Here is a 19,897-nt window from a genome sequence, read left to right as displayed (position 1 = left end):
ATTCATAAAAATTCCACAACCTCCTTATTCAGCAAATGAAATACGTACTTCAAGTGAAAGCTTCGTATAAATTGTCAGCTCTGTCACTTTCGCGCGATATGCCTTTTCCCGAATGGTATATTCTTTATTTTCCACTGTCCGTTTTAGTAATTCCTTTGTTTTATAGACACTTTCAATATCCTTTGTAATGACTTCTGAGATATCCTCCTTGACCTGATCTTCAAACTTTAGCGTATCTGGCTCTGGGATTTTATACTGCTCACGATTCACGAGATGAACATCTACGCTTTGAATCAGCAGCCGCTTCTTATTATCCTCATTTAACTTATGCAAATCTTCCCGATAGAGTGTGATTTGTTCTTTCAGACTGTCCATATGATGCTGCTGGCTTCTCAGCAGTGTCACTTGCTTTTCCTGAAAGGTTCCGTATGTAAAGAGAAAAATGAGCCAGCTTATAATCGCACCAAACATCATTCCTGCAAAAAAACGCTGCCAGCCTGGGCGTTTATACAGCTCCGGCACCCTCATGATGACACATGCTCCTGGGTGAGCCACGTAATAATGAGATACCCCGTTTGTGCACCGCCCATGGCAGAGATAATTAATAAAATCTGCTTGAAAATATCACGCGTGTTTCCTTCGAAAATGCCTCGTTCAAAGCTATAAACAGCATCGAATGTTCCGCCGATAGCGGCGACAAGCGCCCAAATCTTTAAACGGTTGGCAAGACTAGTAATAATGGATAAAGGCGGCTGACCAGATAAATACGCACCAACACCGCCTATGATAGCACCACCCAAAATGACCCCAAGGGCGATAAAATAACAGCTGATAAAATTCGGAATAAAAGCTTCCTTCACATCCATTTTGTCCACCTCACTCTATTCAATATATGGCGTGTGCTGGACAAGTATGAACGGACAGAAAAGAAAGAACATTTGTTTCTCATCGCATCGCGTTTTATAATGAAAGAATGACTTTAGACGAAAGGAGTGGATTAAGCATGTCTTATGTTCATCTTCAGGTCCACAGTGGATACAGCTTATTAAGCAGTGCAGCTAAAGTAAAGGAGCTTGTGCTGAAAGCAAAAGAACTTGGCTGCAAGGCGCTTGCTCTTACCGATGACCATGTGATGTATGGCACGGTTGAATTTTATAAGGAATGTAAAAAACATGGCATCAAGCCGGTTATCGGTTTAACAGCTTCTGTCTTCATAGATGAACAAGAGACAGAGGCTTATCCCTTGGTACTCCTTGCAAAAAACAATGAAGGCTATCAAAACCTGATCAAAATCAGCAGTGTGCTGAAATCAAAATCAAAAGCCGGTCTGAAAGAAAAGTGGCTCAAAAGCTATCACCGCGGGCTCATTGCCATCACACCAGGCGCATCTGGGTATATTGAAACGCTTTTGCAGCATGATCAGTTAGAAGAAGCGCGTGAAGCCGCCAAACAATTGAAGCATATATTCGGCGAGGGACATGTGTATATCGCACTTCAGCCATTTCAGCAGGACGAATCGCTCGCCGGCAAACTGCGGGACGTCTCACAAAGTGCAGACATTCCTCTTGTTGCGACGGGTGATGTTCACTATATCAATCGAGAAGACAAAATGGCTTATACGTGCTTAAAGGCGATTAAAGCAGGTAAGCAGCTTTCAGAGATAGAGGAAGACCGAGGAGAAAAGCATTTCAAATCCTTTGAAGAAATGTTGGAATGGTATAGAGATGATCGAGAGCTGCTGACAAGAACGGTGGAGATTGCAGACCGCTGTGAAGTCGATTTAAATCTTGGGCAGACAAAACTTCCATCCTATCCAACTCCTGATCAATCAACAGCAGATCAGTTTTTACGCAGAGTGTGCGCAGAAGGGATGAAGCAAAGAAAGATTGCTTCAAATGACATGTATGTTAAAAGGCTTGAATATGAGCTGAGCATTATCCAAAAAATGAATTTCAGTGATTATTTTCTCATTGTGTGGGATTTTATGAAGTATGCGCATGACAAAGGGATTGTCACAGGCCCTGGACGGGGATCAGCAGCGGGTTCACTTGTTGCTTATGTTCTGTTTATTACGGATGTCGATCCGATCCGTCACGGTCTTTTATTTGAGCGTTTCTTAAATCCAGAGCGGATCAGTATGCCAGATATTGATATTGATTTCCCCGATACGAGAAGAGATGAAATCATTTCTTATGTAAAAGACAAATACGGAGACATGCATGTGGCGCAAATTGTCACGTTTGGAACACTTGCAGCAAAAGCTGCTTTAAGGGATGTTGGACGTGTGATGGGAATTGATTCAAAAGCAGCGGACCGTCTTGCCAAGCTGATTCCATCAAAGCCAGGAACGACGCTGAAAGAAGCGGTGACTGCATCTTCTGAATTAAAAACGATGCTTCAGCAATCCGAAGAGCTTCGAAAGGTCTTCCAAACGGCTTTAAAAGTAGAAGGCTTGCCAAGACACACCTCGACACATGCAGCTGGCGTTGTGCTGAGCGAAGAGCCGCTGACAGAGGTCGTTCCGATTCAAGACGGCCATGAAGGTGTGTATTTAACGCAGTACGCCATGAATTATTTAGAAGACCTTGGACTTTTAAAGATGGATTTCTTAGGGCTCAGAAACTTAACATTAATTGAATCCATTAAAAACCAGATTGAAAGACAGGAAAACGTCCACATTAACTTTAGTGACATTTCATACGAGGATCAGAAAACGTTTGAATTGTTATCCGCCGGAGATACAACTGGAATATTCCAGCTTGAATCACAGGGAATGCGACAGGTGCTGAGACGCCTGAAGCCGTCTAGTTTAGAAGATATCGTGGCGGTCAATGCCCTCTATCGTCCAGGTCCAATGGAAAATATCCCGCTTTTTATCGACCGAAAGCATGGCAGAGTCAAGGTCTCCTATCCTCATCCTGATTTGTATGACATATTAAAGGATACATATGGGGTCATCGTCTATCAGGAGCAAATCATGCTGATTGCAGCGAAGATGGCTGGTTTTCAGCTGGGCGAGGCAGATCTATTAAGAAGAGCTGTTTCGAAGAAGGATAAAAAGGTCCTTGATGAAGAGCGAAGCCATTTTGTTGAAGGATGCCTAAAAAAGGAGTATCCTGTTAACATTGCAAATGACGTTTATGACTTAATCGTCAAATTTGCAAACTATGGTTTTAATAGAAGCCATGCTGTTGCATATAGCATGATTGGCTTTCAGCTTGCTTATTTAAAAGCGCATTATCCGTTATATTTTATGTGCGGTCTTTTAACGAGTGTAATTGGAAATGAAGACAAAGTTGCTCAATATTTCTATGAGGCGAAGGAAAAAGGGATATCTGTGTTGAAGCCTTCTATTAATAAGAGTGAGTTTCCATTTACGGTTGAAAAAGGGGAGATCCGCTACAGCTTAAGAGCGATCAAAAATGTCGGAGTGTCAGCTGTAAAGGATATATACAGAGCAAGACAGGAAAAGCCGTTTGAAGATTTATTTGATTTTTGCGCAAGAGTATCACCAAAGAGTGTCAACCGAAAAACGATTGAAGCGCTCATTTTTTCAGGGGCGATGGATGAATTTTATCCCAATCGTGCTTCGTTATTAGCATCGATAGATATTGCGTTAGACCACGTGTCATTTTTAAATCCAGAGGATCAGCTGGACTTTCTTGGGGATACAACCTTCTCCATTAAGCCAAAATATGCGGAGATAGAAGAAATGCCGCTTGTTGACCTCCTGCAATTTGAAAAAGAGGCACTCGGTTTATATTTATCAAATCATCCAGTACAAGCGTACCGAGACCGCTTAAGAGAGAATGGTGCAGTGGAAATCATCAGACTTTCTTCCTATATAAAGCGTAAAATCTCAATGGGTGGTCTTTTGACAAAAGTGAAATCGATTCGGACAAAAAATGGACAATCGATGGCATTTGTTACATTTGGGGATGAAACGGGAGAAATGGAAGGCGTCGTCTTTCCAGAGCAATTTAGAAAGCTGTCCCCCTTACTTGAGGAGGGCACCATGCTTTATGTTGAAGGCAGAGTAGAGGTCAGAAATGACAGCAGTCAAATCATCGTGCAAGAAGCTGCTTTGCTGGAAGAGATGGACGCAAAAAGAAAAGAGTCTGTCTACATTCGGGTCAAAGAAGAGAATCATACGCAGGAGCTGCTAGAGCAAGTAAAACGAGTCCTCTCGATGCACAGCGGAGAAGCAGATGTCTATTTGTATTATGAGAAGCAAAAAAAGACGATGAGACTTCCAGATGCATACAAAGTTCATGCAAATCATGCTGTGATTTTCCAGTTAAAAGAGCTGCTCGGTGAACAAAACGTTGTGATTAAATGATGACAAATCGCCTGAATATGTTTTACAAATTCACCTATTGTGTTATCATTTTAAAGATTCTGTGTATTTAAAACTGCCAGTATGTGCTTATCAACTTAGCAAATCATTAAATCATTTTCCACTTGAAGGAGTGTTCATCACATGTCATTAAGAGAAGAAGCATTACATATGCACAAAGAGAATCAAGGCAAACTCGAATCAAAATCAAAAGTACAAGTGAAAAATGCGAAAGACTTGAGCTTGGCTTATTCACCTGGTGTTGCAGAACCATGTAAAGATATTTATGACGACACAAGCAAAGTGTATGATTATACAATGAAAGGCAATATGGTCGCTGTTGTCACAGACGGAAGCGCTGTTTTAGGGCTTGGAAATATTGGCGCAGAAGCATCTCTTCCAGTAATGGAAGGGAAAGCTGTATTATTCAAAAGTTTTGCAGGCGTAGATGCTTTCCCAATCGCGCTTGCAACGAACGATGTTGACAAAATCGTTGAAACAGTGAAGCTTCTTGAGCCGACTTTTGGCGGTGTGAACCTTGAAGATATTGCAGCACCTAACTGCTTTATCATCGAAGAGCGCTTGAAAAAAGAGACAAACATTCCAGTTTTCCACGATGATCAGCACGGAACAGCCATTGTGACAGTAGCAGGACTTGTGAATGCACTGAAGCTATCTGGAAAATCCATGTCTTCAATCAAAGTAGTGGCAAACGGCGCCGGGGCAGCAGGAATTGCGATTATCAAGCTTCTTTATCATTTCGGTGTACGTGATATCATTATGTGTGATACGAAAGGTGCTATTTACGAAGGCCGCCCGAACGGTATGAATGCAGTGAAAAACGAAGTAGCTAAATTCACGAACCAAGACCGCAAAGAAGGTTCATTAGAAGAGGTCATTGAAGGTGCAGACGTCTTTATCGGGGTTTCTGTAGCAGGCGCTTTAACAAAAGAAATGGTTGGAAAAATGGCAAAAGATCCTGTCATCTTTGCTATGGCTAATCCAAATCCAGAGATCATGCCAGAAGATGCACATGCAGCAGGTGCAAGTGTTGTAGGAACTGGCCGTTCTGACTTCCCGAACCAAGTGAACAACGTACTGGCATTCCCAGGAATTTTCCGCGGAGCATTAGATGTACGTGCAACTCACATTAACGAAGAAATGAAAATCGCAGCTGTTGAAGCAATTGCGTCTCTTGTTTCAGATGAAGAATTGTCAGCTGAATATGTCATCCCTGCACCATTTGATGCACGCGTAGCACCAGCGGTAGCAAAAGCGGTGGCAAAAGCAGCAATGGAAACTGGCGTTGCAAGAATCAAGGTCGACCCAGAAGCTGTCGCTGAAAAAACAAGAAAATTAACGATTATCGGCGAATAATCAACTGGAAAAGTGTGCACGTTCTTTCTGAAATTGGAGGAAAAACGTGCACCATTTCCTCTCTTATGCGAAAAATTTTTCATCCGGAATGAGATTTTTTTGTAGACGTTCACAATTCAAACATATCAACTGCTCAGCGCCCCAAACACATACTCATTTCTCATCAATTCCCCACTGAAAAAATTGAATGAAGGATGACAGCGTTTGACAAAAAAAGTACAATAGTTTCGGTACAGTTATGACATGTCCTATAATAGTGGATGTGCGTGTAAAGAAAAAACCCTTCAAAAAGGGAGGTAGTCATTTGTCAATCAAGAATATTTTCAGTAAAAAGAAAAAATATGCATCTGTACCCTCTGAACAGGCAAGTCAAGATGTGCCTGAAGGCATCATGACCAAATGTCCGCAATGTAAAAAAATAATGCTCACCAAAGAACTAGATAAAAATTTACGTGTTTGTATGAATTGCGGCAGACATTTGCAAATGAATGCAAAACAGCGTATTGAAAGCCTTGTAGATGAAGGCACATTTGAAGAATTTAACGGGCACCTCATTTCAGCAAACCCGCTCGGTTTCCCAGGCTACGAAGAAAAGCTTGAGAAAGACAGAGAAAAGACATCTTTGAATGAAGCCATTGTCACAGGTAAAGGTGAAATTGAAGGCCAAAGTGCTGTGATTGCTGTCATGGATGCCACGTTCCGTATGGGCAGCATGGGATCCGTTGTTGGTGAAAAGATCACGCTGGCGATCGAGAAAGCAAAAGCGGACAAGGTGCCTTTTATTATCTTTACTGCATCTGGCGGAGCGAGAATGCAAGAGGGAATTCTTAGTCTCATGCAGATGGCAAAAACAAGTTCAGCATTAAAACTGTTCAGCGAGGATCTAGGTTTGATTATCTCTGTGATGACGAACCCAACAACTGGCGGTGTATCAGCTAGTTTTGCGTCTCTCGGTGATTACAATTTTGCAGAACCTGGTGCTTTAATTGGTTTTGCAGGACGAAGAATCATTGAACAAACGATTCGTGAAGACCTGCCAGAGGACTTCCAGACGGCTGAATTTTTAATGAAGCATGGACAGCTTGATGCTGTCATCCATCGTGCAGAAATGAAAGAAACACTAGGCCGAATCTTAGCACTACACAGCACAGGAGGTGAACGAGAGTGGCTGGAGAACTAGAATTTGAAAAACCTGTCATTGAACTTCGAGCGAAAATTGATGAACTGAAAAAGTTCACACAAAACTCAGAAATGGATTTAAGTGCAGAAATTGAGCGCCTTGAAACACGTCTGAGCAAGCTTGAAGCAGACATTTATACAAATTTAAAGCCGTGGGACAGAGTGCAGATTGCTCGGCATGCGATGCGCCCAACAACTCTCGATTACATTCAAGAGCTGTTTGACAACTTTTTCGAATGTCACGGTGACCGTTTTTATGGTGATGATGAAGCGATCGTTGGAGGAATTGCCACGTTTAAAGGGCTTCCTGTCACTGTTATTGGCCATCAGCGCGGTAAAGATACAAAAGAAAACTTGCGCCGTAATTTCGGAATGCCTCATCCAGAAGGCTATCGTAAAGCGCTGCGCTTGATGAAACAAGCAGATAAATTTAATCGCCCGATCATTTGCTTTATTGATACAAAAGGAGCTTATCCTGGTAAAGCAGCTGAAGAGCGCGGACAAAGTGAAGCAATTGCGAAAAACCTATTCGAAATGGCAGGACTTCGTGTACCAGTTGTCTGTATTGTCATTGGAGAAGGCGGAAGCGGCGGCGCACTAGGCTTAGGCGTAGGAAACCACCTATTCATGCTAGAAAACTCAACGTATTCAGTGATTTCACCTGAAGGTGCAGCAGCGCTGCTCTGGAAGGACTCATCACTTGCGAAAAAAGCTGCAGAATCAATGAAAATTACCGCTCCAGACCTAAAAGAATTAGATATTATAGATGATGTTATTAAAGAAGTGCAAGGTGGAGCACATCGAGACGTGAAACAACAAGCAGCTTACATGGAAAAAACATTAAAACAGTCACTTACATCTTTGCTCAAACTAACACCTGAAGAACTAGTCGAACAAAGATATGAAAAATATAAAGCAATCGGGAAAGTATCGATTGAAAATCAATATATTGGGGTAAACTAAATAAACGTACAGCCATTTTGGCTGGCGTTTATTTTTTTTCATCTTTTTTCATGAAAACCGACTTCATGTAAGCGCTATTTGAAAATAATTTTCTTTTGTTTTCATAAAATTTGAAACGTCTGAAAACCTTGATATGATAAGGTTTATAGCACCTCCCTTCACAGATTTCAGAGAGATTTGCTTTCATGACGTTCTTAACTTTTGTTTAAAAACGGTTTATTTAATTGTATAATAAGTACGGTTTTAGAAATTCGTATTGAAAACATCCAAATTTGCTCATGATTGTTTTCAAGCAGTGGAAATGGTATGTTTAATTCATATATGGTCTCTGAGGTGAAAAAGATGAAGCGTATAGGAGTTTTAACAAGCGGTGGGGATTCCCCAGGAATGAATGCAGCTGTGCGCGCAGTTGTAAGGAAAGCAATTTACCATAATGTTGAAGTTTACGGTATTTATAATGGATACTCAGGTCTAATTAACGGTAAAATTGAGAAACTCGAAATAGGTTCAGTAGGCGATATCATTCATCGTGGAGGAACAAAACTTTACACGGCAAGATGTCCTGAATTCAAGACAGTTGAAGGTCGTGAAAAAGGAATTGAAAACTTAAAAAAATTCGGTATTGAAGGACTTGTAGTCATTGGTGGAGACGGGTCATTTATGGGAGCGAAGAAATTAACAGAGCTCGGTTTTCCATGTGTAGGTGTTCCAGGCACGATTGACAACGATATTCCAGGTACTGATTTCACTATTGGCTTTGATACAGCACTGAATACTGTCATTGATGCCATTGATAAAATTCGTGATACAGCCACATCTCATGAACGTACATACGTAGTGGAAGTAATGGGAAGACATGCTGGTGATATTGCCCTTTGGTCAGGTCTTGCGGGCGGAGCCGAATCTATTTTGATTCCTGAAGCAGACTATGACATGGACGAAATTATTGCTAGGTTAAGAAGAGGTCACGAACGCGGCAAGAAGCATAGTATCATCATCGTTGCAGAAGGCGTAGGCAGCGGTGTTGAATTTGGTAAGCGGATTGAAGAGGAGACAAGCCTTGAAACACGTGTATCTGTCTTAGGGCATATTCAGCGCGGAGGTTCTCCGAGTGCGTTTGACCGTGTACTGGCAAGCCGTTTAGGAGCATATGCAGTCGAGCTTCTTCTTGAAGGACAAGGCGGACGCTGTGTAGGCATTCAAAGCAATGAACTCGTTCATCACGATATTTTAGAAATCTTAGATAAAAAACATACAGTCGATAAAAATATGTACCGACTTTCACAAGAGCTCTCTATATAAAACGAGAAGACCTTAGGAGGAACAGTAATGAGAAAGACAAAAATCGTTTGTACAATCGGTCCAGCAAGTGAAAGCATTGAAAAGCTGACTGAATTGATTGAAGCAGGAATGAATGTAGCCAGACTCAACTTCTCCCATGGAGATTTTGAAGAGCATGGTGCACGCATTGAAAACATACGTAAAGCAGGTAAAACATTAGGCAAGGACATTGCGATCCTTCTAGATACAAAAGGTCCAGAGATCCGTACACGTACAGTTGAAAACGGCTCAATTGAGCTAGTCGCTGGTGCTGATCTTATCGTGAGTATGGAAGACATTGTTGGAAATACGGAAAAAATTAGTGTGACATACGAAGATTTAATTCATGATGTAGAAGTAGGTTCAACGATTCTATTAGATGATGGTCTGATTGGTTTAGAAGTAAAAGAAATTAACAAGGACCGCAAAGAAATCGTCACTAAAGTCATGAATACAGGCACACTCAAAAACAAAAAAGGCGTCAACATACCTGGCGTCAGTGTGAACCTGCCAGGTATTACAGAAAAGGATGCCAATGATATTCTGTTTGGAATTGAACAAGGCGTCGATTTCATCGCAGCTTCTTTTGTGAGACGAGCTTCTGATGTTCTTGAAATTCGTGAGCTTCTTGAAAAGAACAATGCGACTGATATTCAAATCATCCCTAAGATTGAAAACCAAGAGGGTGTTGATAACATCGACGAGATCCTTGAGGTATCTGACGGTTTAATGGTTGCGCGTGGAGATCTTGGTGTAGAGATCCCGGCAGAAGAAGTACCGCTTGTTCAAAAAATGCTGATCAAAAAATGCAATCGTTTAGGCAAGCCTGTCATTACAGCGACTCAAATGCTCGACAGCATGCAGCGTAACCCACGTCCTACCCGTGCGGAAGCAAGTGACGTGGCAAATGCTATTTTTGACGGCACAGATGCGATTATGCTTTCTGGTGAAACAGCAGCAGGAACATATCCAGTAGAAGCCGTACAAACAATGCATAACATTGCATCACGTTCAGAAGAAGCACTAAACTATAAAGCCATTCTTTCCCGCAGAAGCGAAGAAGTAGAAGTCAGCATTACAGACGCGATCGGTCAATCTGTTGCACATACAGCAATGAAGCTTGATGTAGCAGCGATTGTGACACCGACGGAAAGCGGACATACAGCAAGAATGATTTCAAAATATAGACCAAAAGCACCAATCGTAGCAGTTACTGCAAACGAATCAGTGGCGAGAAAGCTTTCACTCGTATTCGGTGTATTTGCAAAGAGCGGATCAAAAACGACGTCTACTGATGAAATGCTTGAGAATGCAGTAGAAAAGTCAATTGAAACAGGCTATGTAAGGCACGGCGATTTAATTGTCATTACAGCAGGTGTGCCAGTTGGTGAAACAGGTACGACGAACTTAATGAAAGTATATGTTGTCGGTGACATCATTGCGAAAGGTCAAGGTATTGGCCGTAAATCTGCATTTGGACCGGTTGTCATTGCACAAAGCGGAAAAGAAGCAGAAGAAAAAATGTACGATGGTGCGATCCTAGTTGCAAACTGCACAGATCGTGATATGATGGGAGCTTTAGAAAAAGCATCTGCCCTTATCACAGAAGAGGGCGGTTTAACAAGCCATGCAGCAGTTGTTGGACTAAGCCTTGGTATTCCAGTGATTGTTGGTCTTGACAGCGCCACGACACTTTTAAAAGAAGGCGAAGAGATTACAGTAGATCCAGCACGCGGAGCGATCTACAAAGGCCGTGCGAGCGTCCTTTAATTCATCCAAGAGGGGAGTTGTCTGACTCCTCTCTTTTTTTATGTTACACTAAAAAAAGTAAACAGCTTTCGATGAAAGATACCCCATGAGGTGATATGGTTGAAGAAATATTTTCTACTATTATTAATTCTGTTCCCTGCGGTGGAAATTAGTTTATTTTTAATCTCAAGTAAAATCATTGGCATTTTGCCAACGATGCTGCTCATCGTGCTGACAAGTGCCTTAGGTGCTTATTTCGCAAGAAAACAAGGAATAGAAGCCTTCCAAAAAGTGCAGCGAGATTTGCAATATGGAAAGATGCCAGGGGGAGCGATTGTCGATGGTTTTTGCATTCTAATCGGCGGTCTGCTGCTGCTCATTCCAGGCTTCTTATCGGATCTCATTGGGGCTTTGCTGCTCATTCCGGTGACGAGAAAGGGAATCAAGCCGCTCTTTGAACGCTGGCTTAGAAACATGTCTAATCGTAACCGCTACACGATCATTCGTTAAAGAGACCTTCAGGCTGAAGGTCTCTTTTATTTTTGCATGCCATACCGAATGTACTCATAAATATCTCTGAAAACTCCTGCATTACGGAATGCCTGCCACACGACAAGTGAGGCAGGGCCAATCACAAGTCCAAGAAAACCAAACCATTTTAACCCGACAAATAGCGCCACAAGCGTTGCTAAAGGATTAAGTCCGATGGATTTGCTTAAGACTTTTGGCTCTGATATTTGTCTTTGAATGAGGACGACAATATACAAAATGCCCAGCCCAATGGCAAGGGAAAGATTTCCTGTCATAGCAGAATAAATGATCCACGGTAGAAAAACAGTGCCGCTCCCGATATATGGAAGTAAATCGACGAGCCCAATACATAAAGCAATCACAAGGGCGTGCTCAACTTTTAAAATGATGAGTCCAATCAATACAATACCAATCGTCATGGCCACAAGTAGGAGCTGGGCTTTCATAAAGCCGGTAATGGCTTTTTTGATTTCAGATAAAATGGCGCGTGTATGCTGCATCCATTTTGCGGGAAAGATACGTGAGCCATATGTTTTTAACGTAAACCAATCTTTCGTGATAAAAAAAGTTGCGAGAGCAGAAAATAACAGAGTGGCTGCTGCATCAGGCAAAAGACCTAAAAACGCTGGAATAAGCTCGAGTGTTTTCGAAAGAAAAGTCCCGATTTTTGCGGCCGCTTCATCACCGAGTGCTTGAATTTGTCCCAAAATCGATTCCTTTTGACCTGCTTGAAGCGTATTAAATTGGGCCGTCATATCATGATATAAAGGCAGAATCTTGTCTGTGAAAAATTGCTCTACAATCCCAATCATTTGATCAAGATGACGGGGCAGCACCTTTGCCAAATAAGCACTTCCTGAAATGATTTCCGCAACTAGAAGCGTCATTAAGCCGGCGGCTGCGACTAAAAAGAGCAAGAGCACAATGACCACAACAAATCCTCTCGGCATTCCGGTGATCTCTTCGATTTTGCATACGGCAGGATGAATCAAACAAGACACAATAAGGGCAATCCAAAAAGGATATAAAAACGGAAAAGACTGATATAAAAAGACAACAGCAAAAACAGCAATGCTGATCATCATCAAACTTCGCAAAAAAATGGCCACATAGGCGTGATTCACACAATCCCCTCCAAAAAACAAGCATGTCCGATACTTCATTTTATTCAAAAAGATTAGTAATATGAAAAGGTCGCAATAAAAAGAAAGAAAGGAGCGGCGTATGTTTACTCAAGCAAATTTATTTTTGGTACTTTTACTCGTTATTGCACTTATTGCAAAAAACAATTCGTTAATTGTAGCAGTCTCTGTGCTGATCGCGATTAAGCTGATTGGCCTGGATCAAAAAATTTTCCCGGTTCTCCAATCTAAAGGCATTAATTGGGGGGTCACCGTTATTACCATTGCAGTTCTGGTCCCGATTGCAACAGGTGACATTGGATTTAAGCAGCTTGGAGAAGCGATGAAATCTTCCTATGCTTGGATAGCTCTTGGAGCGGGTATATTAGTAGCATTAATTGCAAAAAACGGAATTGTGCTACTCGAAAATGATCCGCATATTACGGCAGCGCTTGTGTTCGGTACCATTTTGGCAGTCAGCTTATTTAAAGGTGTGGCAGTTGGACCGCTTATCGGGGCTGGGATTGCTTATTTGGCGATGCAGGCTGTGAAATTTTTCAGCGGGTGAAAAGAGAGTGGTTCCTGCCACTTTCTTTTTTAAATTTTTTCTTGCGTGAGCTTTTGCAAAAAAACATAATTAAATATATTAAAAGAAGCAAAATCCCTTTATTCCATGCCTGATATGGGAGACTGGAAAAAAAAATATCAAAAAAAATTATAGTTAAACATTTAACAAATGTCTGATTATTGTTTATAATGGGAATAGGCTTAATTTTGAACTCATTGATCACACAAGAGATATGAGGCTAAAAGCGCTCTAACCGTATAGGTAAATGTAAGCATTTTCTTTTCTGAGCCTGCTATCTTATCCGGATTGGATAGCGCTTTCAAAAAGTGAGAATTCTGCAACGAAGGGGAATCTTTTTAAAAAGGGGAGATTGAACATGACAGCAACAAGAGGTCTTGAAGGTATCGTGGCAACAACTTCATCCGTAAGCTCAATTATTGATGATACTCTTACTTATGTAGGGTACAATATCGATGATTTAACTGAAAAAGCTACATTCGAAGAAATTGTCTACCTGTTATGGCACTTAAAGCTGCCGAATGAGCAGGAGCTGAGTGAATTAAAACAGCAGCTCAATGAAAATGCTCAGATTCCGCAAGAAATCATTGAGCATTTTAAATCTTATTCGCTTGATGGGGTTCATCCAATGTCTGCGATTCGTACAGCAGTATCTTTACTAGGTTTACTTGATGACGAATCAGAGATTATGGACAAAGAAGCGAATTACAGAAAGGCGATTCGCTTACAGGCGAAAATTTCTGGACTAGTCGCTGCGTTTTCACGCATCCGCAAAGGGCTTGAGCCTGTACAGCCAAAAGAAGAATACAGCTATGCTGCAAACTTCTTGTATATGCTAAATGGCGAAGAGCCATCACCAGTAGAAATTGAAGCCATTGATAAGGCACTTATTCTGCATGCGGATCATGAATTAAACGCATCGACATTTACAGCACGTGTATGTGTTGCTACACTATCAGATATCTACTCTGGTGTGACAGCGGCTATCGGTGCGCTGAAGGGACCGCTTCATGGCGGCGCTAATGAAGGCGTGATGAAGATGCTTTCAGAAATTGGCGAAGTTGAAAACGTAGATTCCTATATTCATGGTAAGCTAGAGAAGAAAGAAAAAATTATGGGCTTTGGCCACCGTGTATACCGTCAAGGTGACCCGCGTGCAAAGCATCTAAAAGAAATGAGCCAGCGTTTAACAAACCTCACTGGCGAGCCGAAATGGTATGAAATGTCTGTTCGCGCAGAGGAAATCGTGACATCAGAGAAAAATCTTCCACCAAATGTTGATTTTTATTCTGCATCTGTATATCACAGTCTTGGGATTGATCATGACTTGTTTACACCAATTTTCGTGATCAGCCGATTCTCTGGATGGATTGCTCACATTCTAGAGCAATATGACAACAACCGTCTTATCCGTCCAAGAGCTGACTACATTGGACCTGATCTTCAAACCTTTGTTCCGATCAGTGAAAGAGACTAATGTTTATAGAATAAGCGGGGGCTGATTTCAAAAATCCAATCAGCCTCCATATCAACAAAAAAACGAATCACGTGAAAAACTTCTTTGTTTGCAGACATCAAGCCAAGAAGTTTCAAATATTCACTACATAACCTGGGAGGTAATATCATTGTCACAAGGCGAAAAAATTACAGTTACTGGCGGCGTATTGAATGTACCAAATAATCCAATTATCCCGTTTATTGAAGGGGACGGAATCGGTCCTGACATTTGGAAAGCAGCATCAAGAGTACTTGAAGCAGCTGTAGAAAAAGCATATAAAGGTGAAAAGCAAATCACTTGGAAAGAAGTATATGCAGGTGAGAAAGCTTACAATAAAACTGGAGAGTGGCTTCCTGAGCAAACGCTTGAAGACATTCGCGAATACTTAATTGCGATTAAAGGGCCACTAACAACACCAATTGGCGGAGGAATTCGTTCATTAAACGTGGCACTTAGACAAGAGCTTGATTTATTCACATGCTTGCGTCCAGTTCGCTGGTTCAAAGGGGTACCTTCTCCTGTGAAACGTCCAGAAGACACAGATATGGTGATCTTCCGTGAGAACACAGAAGATATCTATGCTGGTATCGAGTATGCAAAAGGTTCAGACGAAGTGAAGAAGTTAATTGACTTCTTGAAAAACGAATTAGGTGTGAATAAAATCCGTTTCCCAGAAACGTCAGGTATCGGAATCAAGCCAGTTTCTGAAGAGGGAACATCCCGTCTTGTCAGAGCGGCTATCCAATATGCAATTGACCAAGGCCGTAAATCTGTGACGCTTGTTCACAAAGGAAACATCATGAAATTTACAGAAGGTGCCTTCAAAAACTGGGGCTACGAAGTGGCTGAAAAAGAGTTTGGCGACAAAGTCTTTACATGGGCACAATATGATCGTATTGTAGAACAAGATGGAAAAGATGCGGCAAACAAAGCGCAGAGTGAAGCAGAAGCTGCTGGCAAAATCATTGTCAAAGACAGCATTGCAGATATTTTCCTTCAACAAATCCTAACTCGTCCAGCTGAGTTCGATGTTGTGGCTACAATGAACTTAAATGGAGATTACATCTCTGATGCACTTGCAGCACAAGTTGGTGGAATTGGTATCGCACCAGGTGCAAACATCAACTACGAAACAGGACACGCTATTTTTGAAGCGACTCACGGAACAGCACCAAAATATGCTGGTCTTGATAAAGTGAATCCATCTTCTGTTCTTCTATCAGGCGTGCTTTTACTTGAGCACCTTGGCTGGCAGGAAGCAGCTGATCTAGTGATTCAATCTGTTGAAAAAACAATTGCTTCTAAAGTCGTCACATACGATTTTGCTAGATTAATGGATGGCGCAACAGAAGTGAAATGTTCTGAGTTTGCTGACGAGCTCATCAAAAACTTGTCTTGATTCTTAAACTTTAAAGTTAAAGGGGAAAAAGGAAATGGCAAACAAGCGTAAAAAAGTATCTGTCATCGGAGCAGGTTTTACAGGAGCAACTACAGCATTTCTAACGGCTCAAAAAGAATTAGCGGATGTCGTATTAGTTGATATCCCGCAGCTTGAGAACCCAACAAAAGGGAAAGCTCTTGATATGCTGGAAGCAAGCCCTGTTCAAGGCTTCGATGCGAACATTACAGGCACTTCTAACTACGAAGATACAGCCGGTTCTGATGTCGTGGTCATTACGGCAGGAATTGCAAGAAAGCCGGGAATGAGCCGTGACGATCTCGTGTCAACAAATGAAAAAATCATGCGCAGTGTGACACGCGAAATCGTTAAATATTCTCCAGAAGCCATTATTGTTGTGTTAACAAACCCTGTTGATGCAATGACATATGCCGTTTATAAAGAATCAGGATTACCAAAAGAAAAAGTCATTGGACAATCGGGCATTCTTGATACAGCACGCTTCCGTACGTTTGTTGCTCAAGAATTAAACCTATCTGTCAAAGATGTGACGGGCTTTGTGCTTGGTGGACATGGCGATGACATGGTTCCGCTTGTTCGTTACTCTTACGCAGGCGGTATCCCGCTGGAAACATTGATTCCAAAAGATCGTATTGATGCGATTGTTGAAAGAACAAGAAAAGGCGGTGGCGAAATCGTAAACCTATTAGGTAACGGTAGTGCCTATTATGCACCTGCTGCTTCACTAGTAGAAATGGTTGAGGCGATTCTAAAAGATCAGCGCCGCGTGATCCCAACGATTGCATACCTTGAAGGTGAATATGGCTACGAAGGCATTTACCTTGGTGTACCAACAATCGTAGGTGGAAACGGCCTTGAGCAGATCATTGAGCTTGAGCTGACAGAAGAAGAAAGAAGTCAGCTTGACCGTTCTGTTGAATCTGTTAAGAACGTCATGAAAGTATTGTCTTAATATGAAAAAAAGAAGGCTTCTCTTATGAGGGGCCTTCTTTTTGTTTACAAAACCAATCTTGTCGAAATTTTAAATTGTCCTCTTGTTAAGCTTTCGTTAAAATGAAAGAGAAAGCATGACTTCTCGCTTTTCACATAAGATACAAAAAAACGGATGCAGGGGAAATCACTAATTGGAGGCACAACATGAATAAAAAAATATTAGTTGTGGATGATGAAGAATCAATTGTAACACTTCTAAGCTATAACCTTGAAAGGGCGGGCTATGATGTCGTCACAGCAAGAGATGGGGAAGAAGCGCTTGAAAAAGCAGCAAGTGAACAGCCTGATCTCATTGTATTAGATTTAATGCTTCCGAAAATGGACGGTATTGAAGTGTGCAAACAACTGAGAATTCAAAAAATGATGTTCCCTATTTTAATGCTGACAGCAAAGGACGATGAATTTGATAAGGTGCTCGGTCTTGAACTTGGAGCTGATGATTACATGACAAAGCCATTCAGTCCTAGAGAAGTGGGTGCTCGGGTAAAAGCCATCTTGAGAAGAGCGCAGCAATCTCAGCCTGTCCCCGCGCAAGAGGAGAAGGAAGAGGTCATTGCAGACCAAATCAAAATTGGTGAACTGCGCATTTTACCAGAACACTACGAAGTCTACTTCCAAGAAGAACGCCTAGAGCTTACGCCGAAGGAATTTGAACTGCTGCTTTATTTGGCCAAGCATAAAGGACGTGTCCTCACACGTGATCTGCTGCTAAGTGCCGTTTGGAATTATGACTTTGCAGGTGACACTCGTATTGTGGATGTACATATCAGCCACTTGCGGGACAAAATTGAAAAGAATACGAAAAAACCAACATACATTAAAACCATTCGCGGCTTAGGCTACAAATTGGAGGAGCCAAAGCCAAATGAGTAAAATTCGAACCCGCCTGTTTTCGGGACTTATTTTTCTCCTTTTTATTGTGTTTGTTGCACTTGGTCTTTTTTTGGATCACATGTTCCATGTTTTTTATGAAACTAAATTAACGGAACGAATGGAAAATGAATCGAGCTTTCTTCTTTCTTCCATGGATGGTGATGATCTGCAGGCGAAGCAAAACAAGGAGATCCTCAATCAGGCAAAGCAGCATCTCGATATGAATGCGTCAATTGTGGACCTGAAGGGGAATATCATACATACAACAGGTCAAGCGGAGCAAAGGGGCATCATTCAAAACACACTGAACAATGAACGCCTTCAAACAAAAGGAGTCGTCATTGAGGATGAAAAGGATGCGCTGTTTCATTACGCAGTCCCTATCCTGAAACAAAACGAACCGGCAGGCTATTTATTTCTCCATGCGTCATTCCAGCCTTTAAATGAAATTGACGGCCAGCTTTGGCTCGCATTAGCCGTTTGTCTTGGAACGGCGATTATTATTATCGTTTTCTTTGGATACCGCATGTCGATGAAATATGTAAAACCGATAGATTATGCCACAAAGGTAGCCAAACAGCTGGAACGCGGGAACTATGATACCAATCATTATGAAGAGCTCATCATTGAAACAAGTGAGCTTAATACATCAATGAAGCGCCTGGCAGAAAGCCTTCAAGAAATGACAAGCACTGGGGAGATGCAGCGGGACCGTCTGCAAACAGTCATTGAAAACATCGGTGCAGGAATTATTTTGATTGATAAGATGGGATATATCAACCTAGTCAATCGAACCTTCCGCAAGCAGTTTAAAGTGCAAAAGCACATTTACATGCACAAGCTGTATCATGAAGCATTTACTCATGAAGAAATTATTGAGCTGATTGACGAAATTTTCATGACAGAAACGAAGGTGCGGAAGTTTTTACGCCTGGCCGTTGACATTGAACGGCGCTACTTCCAGGTGGATGGTGTTCCCATTTTAAGTACAGACGATGAATGGAAAGGAATTGTCCTTGTATTTCATGACGTGACAGAAACAAAGCAGCTTGAGCAGATGCGAAAAGATTTTGTCGCCAATGTGTCTCACGAGTTAAAGACACCGATTACGTCGATTAAAGGATTCTCCGAAACTCTTCTAGATGGAGCGATTGATGACAAAGTAGCGCTGACACAATTCCTTTCCATCATTCTAAAAGAGAGTGTCCGTCTCGAAACACTCATTCAAGATTTACTCGATCTTTCCAAAATCGAGCAGCAGCATTTCAAACTGAATATTCAAGTCGCCAATGCGACAGAAATCATTCAAGAGATTGAAGTCCTTTTAAAACAAAAGGCCGCAGAAAAAGGCATTCAACTACAAGTGCGTATCCCGAAAGAGCCTGTCTATGTGATGGCAGATCCGCTGAGGTTAAAACAAATCTTCCTCAATCTCGTGAACAATGCCCTTACCTATACACCAGAGGGAGGGAGTGTCACCATTTCGGCAAGACCGCGGAAAGGCGCCTATGAATTTGATGTAGCAGATACAGGAATCGGCATGAAGAAAAGCGAGATTCCAAGAATATTTGAGAGATTTTATCGAATTGATAAAGATAGAAGTAGAAATTCAGGCGGTACAGGACTTGGTCTTGCCATCGTCAAACACCTTGTGGAGGCGCATGAAGGGACGATTTCGGTCCATAGCAAACAAGGTAAAGGAACGACTTTTACAGTGAGCCTGAAATCAAAATAGGGAAAAAAGGAAAGTCGCGTTAAAATTTACATGATCTTTACAATGGATTCATGTTTAGTTAAACAATCATTGGTAGGATGAATAGGAACCCCTTCATCCAAGGAGCCAATTTTGTAAGGACGAAAACACTTGTTGTTTTCGTCCCTTTTTTTATGCAGGTTCGACTATTTTCTTTTCAAAATAAACTTTGATAAAATGATGATACAATGTGTGAAA

General features: G+C 41.6%; 16 protein-coding genes. 13 read left to right on the top strand and 3 right to left on the bottom strand.

Annotation, left to right across the window (positions count from 1 at the left end; translation table 11 throughout):
* Nucleotides 1-24: 24 nt before the first annotated feature.
* The gene (gene ytrI / locus NSS80_RS14255) at nucleotides 25-528 is read right to left on the bottom strand and encodes a sporulation membrane protein YtrI (RefSeq protein WP_024424799.1); all 504 of its coding nucleotides are present in this window, start codon (nucleotides 526-528) and stop codon (nucleotides 25-27) included.
* Nucleotides 525-866 carry a YtrH family sporulation protein gene (locus tag NSS80_RS14250; RefSeq protein ID WP_024424798.1) on the bottom strand — a complete coding sequence of 114 codons (342 nt, stop codon included), beginning with the start codon at nucleotides 864-866 and terminating at the stop codon, nucleotides 525-527. Before NSS80_RS14250 ends, ytrI begins: the two co-directional genes overlap by 4 nt.
* A gap of 137 nt (nucleotides 867-1,003) precedes the next feature.
* On the opposite strand from NSS80_RS14250, the gene dnaE reads away from it, so the two are divergent.
* The 7 genes from dnaE (at nucleotide 1,004) to NSS80_RS14215 (ending at nucleotide 11,434) form a co-directional block, all read left to right on the top strand.
* The gene (gene dnaE, locus NSS80_RS14245) at nucleotides 1,004-4,339 is read left to right on the top strand and encodes a DNA polymerase III subunit alpha (RefSeq protein ID WP_041115021.1); all 3,336 of its coding nucleotides are present in this window, start codon (nucleotides 1,004-1,006) and stop codon (nucleotides 4,337-4,339) included.
* 141 nt (nucleotides 4,340-4,480) lie between these two features.
* A complete protein-coding gene (locus NSS80_RS14240; RefSeq protein WP_025092260.1) occupies nucleotides 4,481-5,713 on the top strand; it encodes a malic enzyme-like NAD(P)-binding protein in 1,233 nt (410 codons plus the stop codon).
* Nucleotides 5,714-6,017: 304 nt separating this feature from the next.
* Complete coding sequence (gene accD, locus NSS80_RS14235) at nucleotides 6,018-6,893, top strand: acetyl-CoA carboxylase, carboxyltransferase subunit beta (protein WP_342498332.1); 876 nt, start codon at nucleotides 6,018-6,020, stop codon at nucleotides 6,891-6,893.
* Nucleotides 6,878-7,855 carry an acetyl-CoA carboxylase carboxyl transferase subunit alpha gene (gene accA, locus NSS80_RS14230; RefSeq protein WP_024424795.1) on the top strand — a complete coding sequence of 326 codons (978 nt, stop codon included), beginning with the start codon at nucleotides 6,878-6,880 and terminating at the stop codon, nucleotides 7,853-7,855. Before accD ends, accA begins: the two co-directional genes overlap by 16 nt.
* A 342-nt stretch (nucleotides 7,856-8,197) precedes the next feature.
* A complete protein-coding gene (pfkA, locus tag NSS80_RS14225) occupies nucleotides 8,198-9,157 on the top strand; it encodes a 6-phosphofructokinase (protein WP_024424794.1) in 960 nt (319 codons plus the stop codon).
* Nucleotides 9,158-9,184: 27 nt separating this feature from the next.
* Nucleotides 9,185-10,945, top strand: a complete 1,761-nt coding sequence (pyk, locus tag NSS80_RS14220) for a pyruvate kinase (RefSeq protein ID WP_024426143.1) — start codon at nucleotides 9,185-9,187, stop codon at nucleotides 10,943-10,945.
* A gap of 99 nt (nucleotides 10,946-11,044) precedes the next feature.
* Nucleotides 11,045-11,434 carry an FxsA family protein gene (locus tag NSS80_RS14215; RefSeq protein ID WP_024424793.1) on the top strand — a complete coding sequence of 130 codons (390 nt, stop codon included), beginning with the start codon at nucleotides 11,045-11,047 and terminating at the stop codon, nucleotides 11,432-11,434.
* A gap of 26 nt (nucleotides 11,435-11,460) precedes the next feature.
* On the opposite strand, the gene ytvI is transcribed toward NSS80_RS14215, so the two are convergent.
* Complete coding sequence (gene ytvI / locus NSS80_RS14210; protein ID WP_041115023.1) at nucleotides 11,461-12,579, bottom strand: sporulation integral membrane protein YtvI; 1,119 nt, start codon at nucleotides 12,577-12,579, stop codon at nucleotides 11,461-11,463.
* A gap of 100 nt (nucleotides 12,580-12,679) precedes the next feature.
* Here ytvI and NSS80_RS14205 point away from each other — a divergent pair, with 100 nt between their 5' ends.
* The 6 genes from NSS80_RS14205 to NSS80_RS14180 all read left to right on the top strand — a co-directional run bounded on the left by NSS80_RS14205 (nucleotide 12,680) and on the right by NSS80_RS14180 (nucleotide 19,681).
* Nucleotides 12,680-13,144, top strand: coding sequence for a DUF441 domain-containing protein (locus NSS80_RS14205; RefSeq protein WP_024424791.1), 465 nt, complete (start codon nucleotides 12,680-12,682; stop codon nucleotides 13,142-13,144).
* 376 nt (nucleotides 13,145-13,520) lie between these two features.
* Nucleotides 13,521-14,639, top strand: coding sequence for a citrate synthase (citZ, locus tag NSS80_RS14200; RefSeq protein ID WP_024424790.1), 1,119 nt, complete (start codon nucleotides 13,521-13,523; stop codon nucleotides 14,637-14,639).
* A gap of 148 nt (nucleotides 14,640-14,787) precedes the next feature.
* Nucleotides 14,788-16,059, top strand: a complete 1,272-nt coding sequence (gene icd / locus NSS80_RS14195; RefSeq protein WP_024424789.1) for an NADP-dependent isocitrate dehydrogenase — start codon at nucleotides 14,788-14,790, stop codon at nucleotides 16,057-16,059.
* Nucleotides 16,060-16,093: 34 nt separating this feature from the next.
* A complete protein-coding gene (gene mdh, locus NSS80_RS14190; RefSeq protein ID WP_008356047.1) occupies nucleotides 16,094-17,032 on the top strand; it encodes a malate dehydrogenase in 939 nt (312 codons plus the stop codon).
* A gap of 185 nt (nucleotides 17,033-17,217) precedes the next feature.
* The gene (locus NSS80_RS14185; protein WP_024426141.1) at nucleotides 17,218-17,946 is read left to right on the top strand and encodes a response regulator transcription factor; all 729 of its coding nucleotides are present in this window, start codon (nucleotides 17,218-17,220) and stop codon (nucleotides 17,944-17,946) included.
* A complete protein-coding gene (locus tag NSS80_RS14180) occupies nucleotides 17,939-19,681 on the top strand; it encodes an ATP-binding protein (protein WP_342498331.1) in 1,743 nt (580 codons plus the stop codon). Before NSS80_RS14185 ends, NSS80_RS14180 begins: the two co-directional genes overlap by 8 nt.
* Nucleotides 19,682-19,897: the final 216 nt, after the last annotated feature.

Source organism: Bacillus sp. FSL M8-0350, from assembly GCF_038593345.1.
Lineage (GTDB): Bacteria > Bacillota > Bacilli > Bacillales > Bacillaceae > Bacillus > Bacillus safensis.
Note: the sequence above shows the minus strand (reverse complement) of the source record. Positions and strands in the feature narration are given on the sequence as shown.